This window comes from Paenibacillus sp. JGP012 (assembly GCF_014203995.1).
In the GTDB taxonomy this organism is placed as follows: Bacteria; Bacillota; Bacilli; order Paenibacillales; family Paenibacillaceae; genus Paenibacillus; species Paenibacillus silvae.
Genome location: NZ_JACHKG010000008.1, coordinates 141,819 through 159,723, shown reverse-complemented (window position 1 = coordinate 159,723; position 17,905 = coordinate 141,819). Strand labels below are relative to the sequence as shown.

At 46.2% G+C, this 17,905-nt stretch carries 15 protein-coding genes; 3 read left to right on the top strand and 12 right to left on the bottom strand.

Features of this window, described 5'->3' with window-relative positions:
- Window positions 1-57 precede the first annotated feature (57 nt).
- The gene (locus HNR77_RS12825; protein ID WP_184184611.1) at window positions 58-1,248 is read right to left on the bottom strand and encodes an MFS transporter; all 1,191 of its coding nucleotides are present in this window, start codon (window positions 1,246-1,248) and stop codon (window positions 58-60) included.
- Between the two features lie 212 nt (window positions 1,249-1,460).
- Here HNR77_RS12825 and HNR77_RS12820 point away from each other — a divergent pair, with 212 nt between their 5' ends.
- Together HNR77_RS12820 and HNR77_RS12815 are read left to right on the top strand one after the other, a co-directional pair.
- The gene (locus HNR77_RS12820; RefSeq protein WP_184184608.1) at window positions 1,461-2,381 is read left to right on the top strand and encodes an ArsR/SmtB family transcription factor; all 921 of its coding nucleotides are present in this window, start codon (window positions 1,461-1,463) and stop codon (window positions 2,379-2,381) included.
- Window positions 2,382-2,427: 46 nt separating this feature from the next.
- On the top strand, window positions 2,428-3,192 hold the full coding sequence (locus HNR77_RS12815; RefSeq protein ID WP_184184605.1) for an HAD family hydrolase: 765 nt from the start codon (window positions 2,428-2,430) through the stop codon (window positions 3,190-3,192).
- A 137-nt stretch (window positions 3,193-3,329) separates the two neighbouring features.
- Here the strand turns inward: HNR77_RS12815 and HNR77_RS12810 are convergent, their stop codons facing one another.
- The 9 genes from HNR77_RS12810 to pdhA all read right to left on the bottom strand — a co-directional run bounded on the left by HNR77_RS12810 (window position 3,330) and on the right by pdhA (window position 15,377).
- A complete protein-coding gene (locus HNR77_RS12810; RefSeq protein WP_184184602.1) occupies window positions 3,330-5,639 on the bottom strand; it encodes a type IA DNA topoisomerase in 2,310 nt (769 codons plus the stop codon).
- Between the two features lie 126 nt (window positions 5,640-5,765).
- A complete protein-coding gene (gene fur / locus HNR77_RS12805; RefSeq protein WP_221443823.1) occupies window positions 5,766-6,257 on the bottom strand; it encodes a ferric iron uptake transcriptional regulator in 492 nt (163 codons plus the stop codon).
- 319 nt (window positions 6,258-6,576) lie between these two features.
- Window positions 6,577-8,064, bottom strand: coding sequence for a glutamate synthase subunit beta (locus tag HNR77_RS12800; protein WP_145401870.1), 1,488 nt, complete (start codon window positions 8,062-8,064; stop codon window positions 6,577-6,579).
- Window positions 8,065-8,672: 608 nt separating this feature from the next.
- On the bottom strand, window positions 8,673-9,167 hold the full coding sequence (locus tag HNR77_RS12795; RefSeq protein WP_184184599.1) for a dihydrofolate reductase: 495 nt from the start codon (window positions 9,165-9,167) through the stop codon (window positions 8,673-8,675).
- Window positions 9,168-9,262: 95 nt separating this feature from the next.
- Window positions 9,263-10,057, bottom strand: a complete 795-nt coding sequence (gene thyA / locus HNR77_RS12790; RefSeq protein WP_184184596.1) for a thymidylate synthase — start codon at window positions 10,055-10,057, stop codon at window positions 9,263-9,265.
- A 251-nt stretch (window positions 10,058-10,308) separates the two neighbouring features.
- Window positions 10,309-11,724: a dihydrolipoyl dehydrogenase gene (lpdA, locus tag HNR77_RS12785; RefSeq protein WP_111271696.1), complete on the bottom strand. Its 1,416-nt coding sequence runs from the start codon at window positions 11,722-11,724 to the stop codon at window positions 10,309-10,311.
- A gap of 3 nt (window positions 11,725-11,727) precedes the next feature.
- Window positions 11,728-13,050 carry a dihydrolipoamide acetyltransferase family protein gene (locus tag HNR77_RS12780; protein ID WP_184184593.1) on the bottom strand — a complete coding sequence of 441 codons (1,323 nt, stop codon included), beginning with the start codon at window positions 13,048-13,050 and terminating at the stop codon, window positions 11,728-11,730.
- A 176-nt stretch (window positions 13,051-13,226) separates the two neighbouring features.
- Window positions 13,227-14,204 (bottom strand): alpha-ketoacid dehydrogenase subunit beta, encoded by a 978-nt coding sequence (locus HNR77_RS12775; protein WP_111271698.1) that lies wholly within the window; start codon window positions 14,202-14,204, stop codon window positions 13,227-13,229.
- Window positions 14,205-14,309: 105 nt separating this feature from the next.
- Window positions 14,310-15,377, bottom strand: a complete 1,068-nt coding sequence (pdhA, locus tag HNR77_RS12770) for a pyruvate dehydrogenase (acetyl-transferring) E1 component subunit alpha (protein WP_145401862.1) — start codon at window positions 15,375-15,377, stop codon at window positions 14,310-14,312.
- A gap of 256 nt (window positions 15,378-15,633) precedes the next feature.
- Between pdhA and HNR77_RS12765 the strand changes: the two genes are divergently transcribed.
- Window positions 15,634-16,365: an alpha/beta hydrolase gene (locus tag HNR77_RS12765; RefSeq protein WP_184184590.1), complete on the top strand. Its 732-nt coding sequence runs from the start codon at window positions 15,634-15,636 to the stop codon at window positions 16,363-16,365.
- A 218-nt stretch (window positions 16,366-16,583) separates the two neighbouring features.
- Here the strand turns inward: HNR77_RS12765 and HNR77_RS12760 are convergent, their stop codons facing one another.
- The gene (locus HNR77_RS12760) at window positions 16,584-17,051 is read right to left on the bottom strand and encodes a low molecular weight protein-tyrosine-phosphatase (RefSeq protein WP_184184587.1); all 468 of its coding nucleotides are present in this window, start codon (window positions 17,049-17,051) and stop codon (window positions 16,584-16,586) included.
- 1 nt (window position 17,052) lies between these two features.
- Window positions 17,053-17,748, bottom strand: coding sequence for a trimeric intracellular cation channel family protein (locus HNR77_RS12755; RefSeq protein ID WP_145401858.1), 696 nt, complete (start codon window positions 17,746-17,748; stop codon window positions 17,053-17,055).
- Between the last annotated feature and the right edge of the window lie 157 nt (window positions 17,749-17,905).

Genomic DNA, 17,905 nt, shown 5'->3' with positions numbered 1-17,905 from the left:
TTCCCTGCTACTAGTGTACTCGGAAATGGACATCAATTTCCATGCGAACACCCGCTTCTATTTTAACACAAATTCCGCTTCACGTTTACGCTGAAATAATACACCCGTGATGCCAAAAATGATATAAAGGCAGCCAAGCATCGTAAACATGCTGCCAGGGGACACCCAATTAATCAGCTGCCCTCCCAGATTGGGGCCAACGATGCTTCCGATCGTAAAATGAAATGAGGCGACTACATTAGCTGCTGGCAGCAAGGCTTTCGGCAAAATATCTGCGGCATACGCCAGACCGAGAGAAAAAAAGGAACCGACAAGCCCGCCCGCAATGAGTATGAGTATAAGCGTTAACCAAAAATGCGTGCCTACAAAAGGAACTAGCATAAACGCAAGGCCTCCTCCTATACCGGCTGTCATCAGAACATGTTTTCGACCATATCGGTCACTTAACATGCCAAGCGGAAGCTGAAGAAACAATCCTCCGATGCCTATAAAAGGAAGCAAGGAAGAAATCTCGTTTGCATCATATCCGATTCGGAGCCCATACACCGGGAAATTGCTGTTCATGCCAGCCTCCATATAACCGTATAATAGTGCCGGCAGCAAGGCATACCATGCCCAGGCGAAGCTACGGCGAAAACGCCGTTCTGGCAAATGACCATGCTCTGCTTTTTCTGGCCTGGTATCTGGCAGCTTCAGCATGACCAGAACAAGCACTGCGGCCATACCTGCAAACAGCACCAGAAACGGAACAGCATCACCGAACGTGAGCAGTTTAATTCCTAGCGGGCCAATACTGAAGCCCAGTCCATAAGACATACCATATAGCGATATGTACCGCCCCCGCTTCTCAGGTGCCGTGACCAGCAGCACCCATAGCTGGGCAGCATAATGCAAGGCACTATCTCCAATGCCAACAATCAGGCGAAGCACAAACCATATTTTCAGTCCAGGAAAGTAAGGAAACAACAGTAAAGGCAGCATGACCAAAATCAAACCGCCAACAATCAGCTTTTTAAATCCCAATGCCCCAAGCAGACGCTCGGCAACCAGTGTCATGGCAAAGGAGCCCACATAGAGCGCTGCAGCATTTAGCCCATTCACCCCGGGGGAAACGCCCTGCTGCTCCAGGAAAATGGATAGCACAGGCAGCAACAGCCCTTGGCTGACTCCTGCTGCAACAATCACTGTAATCAGGATCAAATAGTTTAATGTGGAAGGTGATATTTTAGATTTGAATAGGGATGTCACAATAATTTATTCCTCCTGCAAGCGCAAACAAAGAAAAATCGCCATCGCTGACGATCTTTAGTCTGTCTTTATATAGGTGTATACTTTAACGATTGTGTCGCTATATAACCCCGAACTTGAACATTATAGTGGACAACGCCCTGCAAAACAAGCCATAATAGTACATAAGTCGCTGTGTATATCTAGATGTGACGGGAGGATTCTGCATCATTATGGCTTATCACGTTAAAATTGATGTCTCACCGATATATGAGATGCTTAACAGCTTTCTGGTCTATGTTACTAAGAAATGGATTCAGCACTTGGACATTGGTCCTGAATGGATTCAGGACGTTGAAGGCAAGCTAAGCTCCAATGTGAGAGCCGCACTTGCACCAGCCGCAACGTGGCCCTTTGACGATTTCGATGTTCTGTTTGCATGGGCAGCTTATCAGAATACAACCTCGGAAAACCAGGACTTTCTGAATATGCTCTCTGAACTTTCAGCAGAAGAATTGTTTGCACGCGTATCTCCTTTAATGCCTGAGCTTACAATGGAAGAATCCACGCGTATTCGGAACAGCTATGTCCCATTATTGCGACTATGGGATCAGCATTACTGCCAGAATATAAGCGAGGATCATCGTGTATGGCTTGAAGAAGACGCTGAAGAAAAACGTATTTTGCTTGAAAAGATGGGGCCTGAATTATTAATTGAATATGCCACAGCAGGCGTAATCGTCGAACCGATGCCCGGACTTAACGAAGTTATTCTGTTCCCGACCGTGCATAACCGTCCAATTAACATGTACTGTTTCTATGAAGGCATGATGATTATACAGTATCCTGTAGATACACCCGAGGAGAGCGAGGACGAGCCGCCAACATGTTTGCTTCGATTCACGCATGCGTTGGCAGATCCCGAAAGACTTCGCCTGTTAAGATATGTATCGGACGAGCCCAAGTCGCTTGCAGAGATGTGTGAAGAGCTTGGCAAAGATGAAGACCCTGTGAAAGATCAGGTCATGGCCCTTCGTATTGCAGGTCTGCTGCGTACGCATCTGCTTGGAAGCAATCGTAAAGAAAAATACAGCATTCGGCCGGACGGCGTATCTGAATTAAATATGTTTCTGGAATCCTATATTCGCATCTGAATGATGTGAGCAAGAGAAGTTTGCCGGCTGCAAGGAGTGAGTAACTATGGCTTTAATTAAACAACATATTTTGTTTGATCTCGATGATACCCTTGTGTATTGTAATAAATACTTTAATCTGGTTCTGGGAGAGTTCTTTGAGAACATGATGCAATGGTTTGATGGACATCCCCTGACCACACAGCAGATTCGGGAGAAACAGCTTGAAATAGACGTGACTGGTGTAAACAAGGTCGGGTTCGCAAGCCACCATTTTCCACAGTCCCTGATTGATACGTATCGTTACTTTTCCAAAAAGTATGCCCGGCCTACTTCAACCAAAGAAGAAACATACCTGAGCAAGCTGGGCATCAGTGTATACACACAGGAAGTTGAACCTTACCCCCATATGGTAGAAACGTTAGAAGACCTGAAGTCCGCTGGACATTCGCTCTATCTGTACACTGGCGGGGAAACGGTGATTCAGCAGCGTAAAATTGATCAGATGAAGCTTTCCATTTATTTTGATGACCGCATTTATATTCGTCAGCACAAAAATATCGAAGCACTTGAGGGTATTCTCGCGAGCGGCACATTCGACCGGCGTGCAACCTGGATGATCGGCAACTCGCTTCGCACAGACATTATGCCTGCCGTGAATGCCGGAATCCACAGCATTTACATTAAACAGCCCAATGAATGGCAGTATAATATCGTTGAGCTGCAGCCAAATCCCGAAACCTCCATGTATACGATCACTGCGCTGGAAGAGGTCCCTAAAGTGATTCATGAAAATATACAACAGCAGCAGAAGCAAAGAACCCATGGTTAATGGGTTCTGCAAATGACAAGAAACCCTGCTTTCTGGCGAATGCATCCTTTGCCTGAGGACATTTCACCGGAAACACGGGTTTCTTTTTCATTGTGTATACGGACGGGATTTTCAGATTTTCAGATTTTCAGGATTTTTCAGGTTTCCTGCTTCTCCCCTGATAACTCGCCCGTCGCAGCATTCTTCAAAATGATACGTGCCTTCACCGTGCTGCCGTCCTTGCGTTTGAACGAGAGCACCTGCGTGCTGCCCTTCTCCACTAACGACTTCAACATGCTGCTTGTAATCTTTTTACCCGCATACTCTTTCCAGATGACAAACGTACAGCCTTCTTTGAAACGAGAACAGCCATACCCCTTCTTGCCTTCTATGATTTGCCCGCTGCACCCGGGAGAAGGGCATGAAGCAAGAACCTCTCTCACACCTGATTGCGGTGAAGCGCTTGTTCGTACAGCCGTTTGTGTACTTGAGCTTGTGCTGGCTGCGGAAGCTTTCCTGGAACCGGCACGATTCGTGGAAGTGTTTGCTGCCGATGACTTGCGAGCCGAATTCCCTTTTCCCCTGCCCTTACCTCCACGTGTATCTTCACCAAAAGCATTGGCCGCAGCCGGAGTCTGAACACGCACCTTCTCAATAATGGACAACGTAAATTTTTTGACGTTTTCCATGAACTTGTCCTGTCCTGCCTCACCTTTGGAAATCTGGTGCAATCGGCGCTCCCACTGCCCGGTCATCTCAGGGGAAGTCAGCAAATCTACACCTGCACGACGAATTAGCTCGATGGCTGTTCTCCCTTTCAGAGTCAACTGCATCTTTTTCCCCTGCATCGTGATATAGCCTACATTTTTGAGTCGCTCAATCGTTGCGGCACGTGTCGCCGGGGTACCCAGACCGCTGTCCTTCATCGCATCCCGCAGCTCTTCATTCTCGATCTGTTTGCCTGCACTCTCCATCGCCTTGAGCAGCGTTCCCTCCGTATAACTTTTGGGCGGCTGGGTTGCTTTCTCTTTAAACTCACTCTTTGTACAATGAACAGGCAAGTCAGGCTGTACGGCAAACGCTTTGTCCGTCCACTCCTCGGCGTCCTCTTCTTCATTGCCGTTTTTTTTGCTTTTTTTCTTGCCCGAAGCCCCTTGCTCCGAATCATTGGAACCCAGGACGACTTTCCAGCCAAGCGACAACAGCTCTTTGACAGACGTTTTGAACTCATGCTTTTCAACTTCCGTCAGCACGGTATGCTGCTTGTACTCCGCTGGTGGATAGAAATGAGACAAAAAACGTCGCACAATCAGATCGTAAATGTTTTGTTCATCCTTGGACAGCGTTCCCGGGCGTTTCAACGTTGGCAGAATCGCATGGTGATCCTCCACCTTGGTCGGGTTGCAGACCCCTTTATTGTTCTTGTGCACCAGCTCAGGCTTTGCACCCAATGCCAGCTCGCTGTAGGTTCCATTTTTGAGCAGCTGCAACGTTTTGTACATGCCTTCGATGTTCTGCTCCGTCACATAGTTGGAATTGGTACGCGGATACGAAATGACTTTATGTTTTTCATATAACGCCTGCGCGATATCCAGTGTTTTTTTGGCCCCGTAACCATACTTCGCATTCGCCTCCCGCTGCAAAAGAGTAAGGTCATACAGCCGATACGGATACTCCTTCGTTTGTTTGGCTTCATATTTCACGATGTGCCCTGTCTTGCCCTTCACGCTGACCGCTATGGCCTCTGCTGCTTCAGCATCCGTAAGCTTGTCGCCTTGACGTACCCCCCGATACTCGACACCCTCCTGTCGAAACCAGGCTGCTACTTCATAGAACGTCTGTGATTGAAAAGCCTCAATCTCGATCTCCCGATCGTAGATCAGCGCGAGCACAGGTGTCTGCACACGACCTACAGACAAAAGAGCATTATGCCTTGTCGTGAACGCCCTGGAGGCGTTCATGCCAATCAGCCAGTCCGCTTCACTTCGCGCACGAGCTGCATGTGTCAGATTTTCAAATTCAGATGCATCTTTAAGCCCGTCAAATCCACGCCGAATGCTCTCGGCCGTTAAGTCCGATATCCATAAACGTTTGACAGGCTGGCGCAGCTTCAACTGTTGCTGAATGAGGGCAAAAATATACTGCCCTTCCCGCCCGGCATCGCAAGCATTCACGATAGAAGAAGCCCGCTTTGCAAGTTCCCCGATCGTTTTGAGCTGGTCCTTTGTCCGTGGATTGGGCACAATTTTGAATTGCTCCGGGATGATCGGCAGGTCCGCAATGTTCCAGCGCTTGTACTTCGAATCATAGGCATCCGGTTCAGCCAATCCGAGCAAATGTCCAATCGCCCAGGTGATGATATAATGCTCACCTTCCAGATATGTCCGATTATTTTTGGCTTTTGGTTCTATGACGGCGGCAATGGTTCGACCCATGTCGGGTTTCTCCGCGATAACCAGTGTCTTCATCCGTCCATCTCTCCTCCTTCACCGCCTTGTATGACGGCAAAAAGGGGCCTTCCGCCGACGGAAGCCCCTTGCTTCTGAAACTTATTATATCAGATTTTGGATTCAAGATCACCTACCGGAAATGAATTATCCAGCCGCTTGCTCATCCAGCTTATGTTTTTCTCTGCATTCTTTGCAGACTCCCTGAAAATCAAGCCGATGATCTGTGACCGCAAATCCATACTGGAGCAGCACCTGCTGCTCCAGTTTAAGCAGCCCATCTTCCATAATTTCCTCGACACTTCCACATTCGGTACAGATCAGATGGTGATGATGATGAGAGCCGTCTGTGCTGCGCAGGTCGAAACGAGCCGCTCCATCCCCAAAATTAATTTTCTCAACAACCTGAAGGTCACTCAGCAGCTCCAGTGTTCGATAGACGGTTGCAAGCCCGATCTCCGGGAACTTCTCCTTGACCAGCAAAAATACTTCCTCTGCGCTGAAATGATCCTTCTCATGTTCAAGCAGCACACGTACTGTCACTTCACGCTGCTGCGTTAACTTATAACCTTTATCAACCAATTGATTTTTAATTTGATGAATTTGCTCTGTAATGGACTTGTCCCGATTGCCTGCCATGCGGGTGCACCTCCGTTAATAATTCTCACCTTAATTTACTTAAACGTATGTTGATCGATATACTCACATTTTTATCATGGTCATGGTTCATACAACTTATCATCTTATTTATAATAATTATAATCTAATAATAAGTCTTTATCTTGTAAAAAGCAATGCTTTCAATCACACTTTCACAACAAATAAGGCAAAGATTGCAGTGTTATATAATGAACGACAAACAGCCCCCGCATCTGCGAGGGCTGATCTTTTATGCAATATCTATTTACTTTGACTTCTTAATAAGCAGTAATAATAACAGCTCATTTATGGAGCAGTATTAAGCAAGCACCGTTGCACCCATCAAATATTTATCAACTTCACGAGCTGCTTCACGGCCTTCATTGATTGCCCATACAACCAGGCTTTGACCACGGCGCATATCACCCGCTGCAAATACTTTGTCCACATTGGTGTTGTACTTGCCATAACGCGCTTTAACGTTTGTACGGCGATCTGTTTCCAGTCCAAGCTGCTCAACCAGCGTTTGTTCCGGTCCATCGAAACCAATTGCAATCATGGCCATCTGAGCAGGGAATACACGCTCTGTACCCGGGATTGGCTGGTAGATTTTGCGGCCAGTCTCATCAACAATACGCTCGATTTGAATCGTGTGCAGCTCTTTGAGATTGCCCTCATCATCACCCACAAATTTTGTAGTCATGATCGAGAACTCACGCGGGTCTTGACCAAACAAAGCTTTTGCTTCTTCTTGTGCATAGTCCAGCGTATATACGTTAGGGAATTGCGGCCAAGGGTTGTTGATACGATCACGCTCCATTGGAGCTTGCGTGTGTGTACCAAATTGCGTAATGGTACGGCAGCCATGACGAAGCGATGTTGCAACACAGTCAGAACCTGTGTCCCCGCCACCGATTACAATCACATCTTTATCCTTCGCTGAAATATAATTGCCATCTTCCAGGTTGGAGTCCAGATAACTCTTGATGCTGCCATTCAAGAAGTCCATGGCGTAATGTACGCCCTTCAGCGTAGAACCTTCGATGTTAAATTCACGTGGTTTGGTCGCTCCGCCACACAGAACCACTGCATCATACTCATCAACAAGCTGCTGAGCAGGAATATCTTTTCCGATCTCGGTATTCGTAATAAACTGAATGCCTTCCGCTTCCAGCAAATCTACGCGACGCTGTACCACTTTTTTATCCAGTTTCATCGTTGGAATTCCGTACATCAGCAATCCGCCGACACGGTCCGAACGTTCATATACGGTTACCGAATGTCCGGCTTTGTTCAGCTGAGCTGCTGTTGCAAGTCCCGCTGGACCTGAACCAACCACAGCTACACGTTTGCCTGTGCGTTTCTCCGGCGGCTGTGGAACTACCCAGCCTTCTTCGAATCCTTTTTCGATAATCGCTTCTTCAATCGTTTTAATGGTTACAGGCTGACCAATGAGTCCGACTGTACAAGATCCTTCACAAGGAGCTGGACAGATACGACCTGTAAATTCCGGGAAGTTGTTCGTTTTGTGAAGGCGTTCAAGCGCTTCTTTCCACAAACCACGATAGACGAGATTGTTCCACTCTGGAATCAGGTTATGAACCGGGCATCCCGACGTCCCGCCAATCATATCTATACCTGTATGACAATACGGGGTACCACAATCCATACATCGTGCACCTTGTGTTCTGAGCTCTTCCTCAGCCATATGTTTATGAAACTCTTCCCAATCCTTGATGCGCTCCGCTGGCTCTCGATCGGCAGGGAGCTGCCGTTTGTATTCCATAAATCCAGTAGGTGTAGACATCTTACGTTTCCCCCATCCGTTCTTGTCTTAATCCCTTCATGCGCATGGCTTTATATGAAATGGATTACTCGTTTACCTGAGTTTTTGTCTATTGTATCACAAAATCTACTCAAAGATATTTCAATTATAGTAGCATTTATGGCAATGAATATTAAATGGATTATCCGCATAATTATTTGTATTTTATTCATCATAGCGTTCAAATCAACATATGGTCAATAGCAGAAATTTGGTCTTAAAACAGAAGATACCCTGTGTGATAACCGATAGTTTCAGAGATAATTCTTAAGAACGTTATATAAATGTAAGATAAATTACCATTAAAATCAACAGTTTTGAAAAAACAAGCTCAATTACCGAAACGGAAACATGATTTAAAGCTTTACAACGTTGAAATCCATTGTTTTTACACTTTTTAACCAAAACCGCAATCAAAGCTACTGTATATTATGCAAATTCACCCAGTCCACGTGTCACATTAATGTCATATGATAATGCTGCTTCAATTTTAACTATCCATGAAAAATAAAAAGGCACCGTTCACGAAAAATTCGCAAGTCGATGCCTGTTGTTCTAATTGTATTCTGGACGCAGATCACACGATACTTTCACGCCTGTTGTTTACGCTCGTAAAATTCAAACGTGAAGGGATAGACGTTTTTCTCATCCTGCTCGCCTTCGATCTGCTTCTTCAATTCCCATTCCGACCAATCCACTTCAGGAAAGAAGGTATCGCCCTCAAATTGCGCATGAATTCTGGTCACAACCAGACGGTCGGCAAACGGTAAAAACTCCCGATACACCTGGGAACCACCGATAACACAGAGCTCCTCGCCCCGAGCAGCAGCAAGACCTTCTTCAATCGTATGTACGATCTCCGCCTGATCCGCTTTGTAATTCAAGTCCCGGGTCACAACAATATTACGACGCTGGGGAAGCGGCTTGCCGCCAAAAGACTCCCATGTATTACGCCCCATAATAATTGTTTTGTTAATCGTTTGCTGTTTGAAGAAAGCCATATCTTTCGGTAATCGCCAGGGGAGCGAATTGTTAAGCCCGATAACACCGTTCTCTCCCATAGCCCATACAAGTTCAATACTCAACAAACGTCCCTCCTTCCATTGAATGAGAATAAGCAAAAATTTATATCTGCTCTTGCTTAATGCTGCATGTTCACTCCAGTCTGCACAGCAGCCTGTTATACCGCTATTGGTGCTTTGATGCCCGGGTGATGCTGATAGTTCTCGAATTCGAAATCTTCAAACTTGTAGTCAAAAATGGAATCCGGCTTCCGCTTGATAATCAGCTTAGGCAGGGCCAAAGGCTCACGCTCCAGTTGGGTTTTCACCTGCTCCACATGATTGGAATAGATATGCACATCTCCACCCGACCAGATAAACTCACCAACCTCAAGGTCACATTGCTGAGCAATCATATGTGTCAGGAGCGCATAACTGGCAATGTTAAAGGGAAGTCCAAGGAATGTATCCACAGATCGCATCGTCAGCATACAGGATAACTTACCCTCAGCTACGTAAAATTGAAACGCAAAATGACAAGGCGGTAATTTCATGTTGTTAATCTCGGCCACATTCCATGCACTTACCAGATGACGGCGGGAATCCGGATTATTTTTAATGGAATCCACCACAGCAGCAATCTGATCTATTTTCTCCCCGTTGGGCGCTTCCCATGTACGCCACTGTGAGCCATACACCGGGCCAAGATCACCGTTCTCATCGGCCCAATCATCCCAGATCTTCACACCGTTTTCCTTCAGATAAGCGATATTCGTATCACCGCTCAAGAACCACAGCAGCTCATGAATGACCGATTTCAGGTGAATTCGCTTGGTCGTCACCAGCGGGAATCCCTCGGACAAGTCATAACGGAGCTGTCTGCCAAACACGGATTGCGTGCCTGTTCCGGTACGATCCCCTTTATGAACGCCGTTATCCAATATATCTTGTAATAAATCGAGATAGTTTTTCATGTTGGTATCTCCTCGCATCTCTATATATGTTGCTCACTAATAACCAAATGGGCTACAGACGTTTCAGGTCTGATCATTTTAATAGTGTACCATACTGCGCAGCATGTAAAAAGACTTGAAACATTCTGCGCTCCTACAACCTTAAACCGTATATCAAATACCTAAAAAAAGAGACGAGCTACGCAATTAGCGCCACTCGTCTCTTTCAAATCTATCATATGATGCCGGACGAATCCGAGCTTTAGCTGATCTTAGCGGGAGATGATGTGGATCGGGTGACCCATTACCAGTTCCGCTGCTTCCATTACGATTTCGCCCAAAGTTGGGTGAGCGTGAATAGTAAGCGCCAGATCTTCCAAAGTTGCACCCATCTCGATTGCAAGACCAAGCTCAGCAATCAGGTTGGAAGCTTCCAGACCAACGATTTGGCAACCCAGTACAAGGCCGCTTTCTTCGTCAGCAACGATTTTCACGAAGCCTTCAGCATGGTTCAAAGATACCGCACGGCCGTTACCCGCATAAGGGAATTTGCCTGCTTTTACTTTGTAGCCTTTTTCTTTTGCTTCTTTTTCAGTGTAACCTACGCTGGAGCACTCAGGATCTGTGAACACAACAGCTGGCATACATTTGTAGTCAACTACAGACGGTTGTCCAGCGATTGCTTCAGCAGCCACTTTACCTTCGTAAGAAGCTTTGTGTGCCAGAGCCAGACCAGATACGATATCACCAATTGCGAAGATGTGTGGAATGCTTGTGCGACCTTGGTGGTCAACTTTAACGAAACCACGCTCGTCAACGTCAACACCGATCATATCAAGACCCAGTTCTCCGTCTGTGTTAGGACGACGTCCAACAGTAACAAGCAGGTAATCTGCAGTTACTTCTTTGGACTCACCATTTACAGAATATTTAACAGTAACATCTTTATCTGTTTGCTCAGCGCTTTCCGCTTTTGCACCCGTTACGATTTCGATGCCTGTTTTCTTCATGTTTTTAGCAACAAGGCTAGTCATGTCTTTATCGAAGCCTGGCAGTACAGTATCCAGACCTTCGATGATTGTTACTTTTGCACCGAATTTGGAGTACATTTGACCAAGCTCAGCACCGATGTAGCCGCCGCCGATAACGATCAGGCTTTTAGGTACTTCAGGCAGGTTCAATGCTTCTGTCGAAGACAAGATACGTCCGCCAAACGGGAAAGGTTTCAGTTCGATTGGACGGGAACCTGTTGCGATAATTGCATTTTTGAATTTGTAACGCGGGGATTCGTGATCGTTGAATACACGCGCTTCGTTTTCGTTGATGAACATGCACTCACCGTTGAAAACTTCAACTTTGTTGCCTTTGAGCAAGCCAGCTACGCCGCCAGTCATTTTCTTAACAACGCCGTTTTTGAATTCTTGCGTTTTAGCGAAGTCTACTTTTACGTTCTCAGCGGAGATACCGAAAGCATCGCCGTGAAGTGCAGACTCGTATTGGTGTGCAGCAGAGATCAGAGCTTTGGATGGGATACATCCGCGGTTCAAACATACGCCGCCCAGCTCGGATTTGTCTACGATCAATACGCTTTGGCCCAGTTGTGCAGCGCGGATGGCAGCTACATAGCCGCCAGGTCCCGCACCAATTACTAATGTGTCGATATTGAGAGAAGCGTCGCCTACTACCATATCTTACACCTCCATAACAAGCAGCTCAGGGTTAGCGAGCAGCTGTTTAATGTAATTCATAAAGTTTTGTGCTGTAGCGCCATCGATAATACGGTGGTCGAAGCTCAAGGACAGTGCCATTACTGGTGCTGCAACAACTTCGCCGTTTTTGATAACCGCTTTTTCGCTGATGCGTCCTGTGCCCAAGATTGCGACTTCTGGGAAGTTGATGATTGGAGTAAAGAACATACCGCCAGCAGAACCGATGTTACTGATGGAGATTGTGCTTCCTTTCATTTCGTTCGCGCTCAGTTTGCCTTCGCGTCCACGAGCTGCCAGATCACGGATGGAATCAGCAATCATCCAGATGGATTTGCGATCAGCATCTTTGATTACAGGAACGATCAAGCCGTTGTCTGTATCTGTAGCGATACCGATGTTGTAGTATTTTTTGTATACAATTTCATTTGCTTCTTCATCGATCATTGCGTTCAAAGCAGGGAATTGACGGGAAGCCGCAACCAATGCTTTAACGATGAATGGCAAGTAAGTAACTTTTGTACCTTTTTTCTCTGCAATTGGTTTCATGCGAGTACGGAAAGCAACCAGCTCAGTTACATCTACTTCGTCCATGATTGTAACGTGCGGTGCAGTGTAAGCCGATTTAACCATCGCATTGGAGATTGCTTTACGGATACCTTTGAATGGTACGCGCTCTTCTTCAAGGCGTTGATCAGCTGCTGCAGCTGCAGGTGCTGCGGATTTTTTCTCTTCTTGAGCCGGAGCTTCGGAAGACACCGCTGCGGAAGAACCGCCACCGTTTTTGAAGGATTCCACATCTTCTTTGGTTACTTTACCGTTGTTGCCAGTTCCGTTAACCTGAGCAATGTCTACACCTTGCTCACGAGCAAATTTGCGAACGCTTGGCGTAGCCAGAACGTCTTTTGCAGGTACAGCAGGAACACTGTTGCTGCCACCTTCTTGCGCTGCATTGGAGCTGGAAGCTGCTGCAGAAGAACCGCTAGTATCAGCTCCGCCTTGTGCTGCGTCTTTTTCTTGTGCACCTTGGTCGCCAGCAGGAGCATCGTCTTGCTCAGGCAGTTCGCCTTCTGCATCGATTACCGCTACAACTTCACCAACGTGGCAAATTTGACCGTCTTTAGCGAAAACTTCAGTTACTGTGCCGTTTACCGGACAAGGAACTTCAACAACCGCTTTGTCGTTCTGTACTTCCATGATGATATCGTCATCAGTTACTTTGTCCCCGACTTTGATGTGCATCTTGATGATTTCGCCTTCGTGAAGGCCTTCGCCCAGTTCAGGGAATTTATATTCAAATTTAGCCAACTGAAAAACCTCCTTGATTATTTGCTCAATCCTGAAAACAACCCTTAGCTCCAAAAACCAACTGTTACTGCGAGTGCAAATAACTGTCAATCAAGGGGCTAATGGCTGTTTACAGTGCAGCCTGAGCTGCGATGTGAATCACCATACTGCGCCTTGCGGCATGTCAGATGATTGAATTAGAAGTTCATGACTTTGTTAACCGCTGCAACGATACGCGCAGGGTTAGGCAGCCATGTATCTTCGATTTGTGCAAATGGATATACCGTATCCGGACCAGCTACGCGCAGAACCGGTGCTTCCAGATGCAGGATTGCTTTTTCATTGATTTGTGCAATGACTTCAGCAGCAACACCTGCGCTCTTCTGAGCTTCTTGTACAACAATTGCACGGTTTGTTTTCTTAACAGAAGCAACTACCGTATCGATATCGATCGGGCTGATCGTACGAAGGTCGATAACTTCAACTTTGATGCCTTGTTTTTCAAGCTCTTCAGCAGCTTTTACAGAAGTATGAACCATCATACCGTAAGTAATGATCGTAACGTCAGAACCTTCACGAACAACGTTTGCTTTACCAAGCTCAACAACGTAGTCTTCTTCAGGCACTTCTGCACGGAATGCATGGTACAGGTTCAAGTGCTCCATGAAGAATACCGGATCGTTATCGCGGATGGAAGCGATCATCAGACCTTTTGCATCATACGGGTTCGAAGGAACTACCACTTTAATACCCGGAGTTTGCGTGAGCAAACCTTCCAGAGAGTCTGTGTGCAATTCTGCCGCTTTAACGCCGCCACCGAATGGTGTACGGAATACGATTGGAGAATTGTATTTGCCGCCAGAGCGGAAACGCATACGAGCTGCCTGAACCACCATTTGGTCAAGGGCTTCGAAGATAAAACCTACGAATTGAATCTCAGCTACCGGACGGAAGCCTTGAATACCCAGACCTACAGCCAGACCGCCAATCGCGGATTCAGCCAGCGGTGTATCAAATACACGCTCTTCGCCAAACTCTTTTTGCAAACCTTCCGTTACACGGAAAACGCCGCCTACATTACCTACGTCTTCACCGAAGAGCAGAACGTTAGGATCACGTTTCAGCTCTACGCGAAGCGCATCACGAATTGCTTCTTTCATGTTCAATTGTGCCATTTGCTTCATTTCCTCCTTAAACATTGACAGTTCACATTTGAATTCATACATGTATACCGAGACACCAGTGCCGGTGCCGGATGTTTATGCTTTATCGGAAAAAACTTATTGGAAATCAGCTTTTTGCTCTTCCAAGTGCTTAGGCGTTTGTTCGAACATGCTGTCGATCAGGCCTGAAATAGTCATTTTCTCGGTTTTTTCCGCTTTTTTGATCTCTTCGTTTACTTTTGCTTTTGCTTCTTCTTTCACACGTGCTGTATCTTCTTCAGTCCACAGACCTTTTTTCTCCAGATATTTAGCAAAACGTGCGATTGGGTCTTTTACGCTCCACTCAGCCTCTTCTTCTTTCGTACGATACTTGGAAGCATCATCAGAGAGGGAGTGTGGACGGAAACGATAAGTAACAGCTTCGATCAACGTTGCGCCTTCGCCATTACGTCCGCGTTCAGCAGCTTCCTGAACCGCTTTGATAACAGCAAAGATGTCCATACCGTCAACTTTAACACCTTTGATACCTGCTGCTACCGCTTTGTGAGCGATGGACAGCGCTGCTGTTTGTTTAGCAAAAGGAGTTGTGATGGCATAACCGTTGTTTTGTACAAAGAAGATTACAGGCAGTTTATATACACCAGCGTAGTTCAGACCTTCATAGAAGTCACCTTCGGAAGAACCGCCATCACCTGTGTATGTGATAACTACTTGTTTTTGTTTTTTCAATTTGTAACCCATAGCAATACCCATTGCGTGCAGAATTTGTGCACCAATGATGATTTGCGGCATCAATACGTTAACGCCATCTGGAATTTGTCCACCATGCTGGTGTCCACGGGAGTACAGGAATGCTTGATAAAGAGGAAGTCCGTGCCACACGAGTTGCGGAATGTCGCGATAGCCTGGAGCGATGAAATCTTCTTTTTCAAGGGCAAACTCACTACCTACCATTGTAGCTTCTTGACCAGATACTGGAGCATAGAAACCAAGACGACCTTGACGGCCAAGGTTTACTGCACGGTCATCCCATGTACGGGTAAATACCATGCGATACATAATTTCTTTTAATTGATCGTCGGAAAGCTTAGGCATCATGTCTTTGTTAACAATTTCGCCGTCAGGAGACAGCACGGACAGAGCTTCTACATCCTCCGTGTATACTTCATAAGGAACCTTGCTCATTTTTTTCTTCACCTCAACAAAAAATTTGAATATCAAGTTCCGCTGTTATATTATTATTATACACCTGTTTCACTGCATACGTCAAAGAAATCCGTAATATTTTTATGTTTCCTTTTGGATTGTATGTATAACAGGGGTCTAATATTGGTATAACAGCATAATACATGATTTGCGTGTTTGACCCATCCCCGCACCAGGTTAATCTTACCGTATTGCGCGGTCGAATGCAAAAAATAACCCGGAAAGGTGACGTTTTATGACGGATTCCCGCTATTTGAAACGGACAATTGTTAAGGAAGAGATTGAAAGTCGTTACCTCGGTGAGAAACGGACCCTTCGCATCTATCTTCCTCCAGGCTACAACGAACTGCTTAGCTACCCTGTGGTGTACTGCCAGGATGGCGAGGAATTTTTTAACTTTGGACGAATCGCCACAACAGCCAACCGCATCATTCTGGATGAAGGTGCCGAACCTTTCATTATAGTAGGGGTTCAAGTGGACGTATCCGTAAGAACTCAGGAGTACGCTCCTTTCGGCAGTCGATTCACAGCCTACACCAAGTGCTTTGCAGAAGAGATTATTCCCTATGTGGAAGAGAAATATCCTGTAAGACGTTCTCCGCAGGAGCGTGTTCTTGCTGGCGATTCGCTTGGTGGCAGTGTTTCACTCCATTTGGCACTGCTGTATCCAGAACTGTTTACCCGCGTAATCAGCATGTCTGGCGCATTCTACTCCGCTTCTCAGGAAATCTATGCTGCGGCCGAGGATCTGTCATGGCTGTCGATCTGGATGATTGTCGGTTTACAGGAAACGGCCTTCGAAGCCGACACTGGAACGTATGATTTTGTACAGCTGAACCGGAATACTCGTGATCTGCTGGAGAAACGCGGGGCTAACGTCTCCTATCAGGAGAAGGACGGGAATCACCAATGGGGCTTCTGGCAAAAGGAACTGCCGGATGCTTTGCTCTACTTTTTGCAAGAATAATAATGCAAGATCTAACCCATTCATTGATCAGGCGGCTGCATAGCCGCTTTTCTTTTTTTAAACTTGATTTAATGATTTAATGCCTCGCCTAGTTGAACTTGATTTGATCACACACCCCATTGTTACCGCTTACATTAATGCCCTGAAAAAGAAGCAGGAGCTTCTGAATCATTCTCGTTTCCTTCCTGCTTCTTTGCCATTTCACTAATGTTTAATGTTTATAACGAATGCTCTTGCTCAATTCTGTTTAACAACACATCACAGCCAGCATTCACCAGCTCGTACACTTCTTCAAAATTGCCCGTGTAATAAGGGTCCGGGACCTCTCTCAGCGTTTCATTCGGAAGCAAGTCCATAAATTTAAGAATCTCTGCCTCTTCTCCTCCTGGCAAGCTTCGCACATTATCCGCATTCGAGTTATCCATACATATAATGTAGTCAAATTGAGTAAAATCTTCACTCGCAAACTGTCTCGCCGTCATATTCGCATATGAAATTTGAACCGAATCAAGCAATTTTCGCGTACCTTCATGCGGAGGTTTCCCTATATGCCAGTTGCCTGTTCCCGCCGAATCCACTCGAATCTGATCTGCAAAGCCTTTCTGAATGACCTTGTGGCGCATGACCGCTTCCGCCATAGGTGATCTGCAAATGTTACCAAGACATACAAATACAACGTTAATCATGTTAATCCCCCTTGCTTAAAGTTCCTTGGATTGCGGACGGTGTATGCTGCTTGATCAGATTCTCCGACTTTACGACAGTACTCTCGCCTGCAGCCAGTGAACGGCGCGGCAGCTTCCATTTATAATGCACCGAGCACATCCGGAAAAAGACTACCGTCACGAAACAAATAAGGAGACCAACGTTCGTAGTAAACCAGCCCATACCGATTGCAAACCCGGCTGTCATCGCCCAAACGGCATAAATTTCATCACGCAGCACAAGTGGTTTCCGCCCGGCAAGAAGATCACGAATGATTCCTCCCCCGATGCCCGTCATCACAGCTGCTACAATAACTGCACTGATCGGATGGCCCATATTGGCTGCGTACAATCCCCCCTGGATCGCAAAGGCAGCCAGTCCTATCGCATCAAACAAAGCCTCTGTGCGTTTCCAATGACCAATCCATTTGAGAGGCAGTACAAAAGCAACAGCTACGGATACCAACGCAAGCATAATAAGCGTGCCCTGACTCCATAGCGTCGTTACTGGCACACCAATAAGCACATTGCGGATAATACCTCCTCCGAATGCCGTCACCAGCCCGAGCACCAGCACACCCAAAATATCATATTCCTCTTCCATTGCCACAAATGCACCAGACATTGCAAACGCGATTGTACCGATAATGCTGAATACTTCAAAAATGTGCAAGTCCAACCTGTTCAAACCTCACTTTTCAAGTCATCTCCATGTCGCTCTTCCCATTGTATCCGCGAGTGTAGAAATTGTGCAACCACATTTTGTCGATTATACTGGTTTTGTGTACAGTTGTATCATTTGTTTTATTGTAACCTACTATAAATGTAAATGGTTT

Excerpts from the sequence above, each read along its gene's own strand:
- HNR77_RS12820 (WP_184184608.1), top strand. The coding sequence starts at position 1,461 with ATGGCTTATCACGTTAAAATTGATGTCTCACCGATATATGAGATGCTT.
- HNR77_RS12815 (WP_184184605.1), top strand. The coding sequence starts at position 2,428 with ATGGCTTTAATTAAACAACATATTTTGTTTGATCTCGATGATACCCTT.
- HNR77_RS12810 (WP_184184602.1), bottom strand. The coding sequence starts at position 5,639 with ATGAAGACACTGGTTATCGCGGAGAAACCCGACATGGGTCGAACCATT.
- fur (WP_221443823.1), bottom strand. The coding sequence starts at position 6,257 with ATGGCAGGCAATCGGGACAAGTCCATTACAGAGCAAATTCATCAAATT.
- HNR77_RS12800 (WP_145401870.1), bottom strand. The coding sequence starts at position 8,064 with ATGTCTACACCTACTGGATTTATGGAATACAAACGGCAGCTCCCTGCC.
- thyA (WP_184184596.1), bottom strand. The coding sequence starts at position 10,057 with ATGAAAAACTATCTCGATTTATTACAAGATATATTGGATAACGGCGTT.
- lpdA (WP_111271696.1), bottom strand. The coding sequence starts at position 11,724 with ATGGTAGTAGGCGACGCTTCTCTCAATATCGACACATTAGTAATTGGT.
- HNR77_RS12775 (WP_111271698.1), bottom strand. The coding sequence starts at position 14,204 with ATGGCACAATTGAACATGAAAGAAGCAATTCGTGATGCGCTTCGCGTA.
- pdhA (WP_145401862.1), bottom strand. The coding sequence starts at position 15,377 with ATGAGCAAGGTTCCTTATGAAGTATACACGGAGGATGTAGAAGCTCTG.
- HNR77_RS12765 (WP_184184590.1), top strand. The coding sequence starts at position 15,634 with ATGACGGATTCCCGCTATTTGAAACGGACAATTGTTAAGGAAGAGATT.
- HNR77_RS12760 (WP_184184587.1), bottom strand. The coding sequence starts at position 17,051 with ATGATTAACGTTGTATTTGTATGTCTTGGTAACATTTGCAGATCACCT.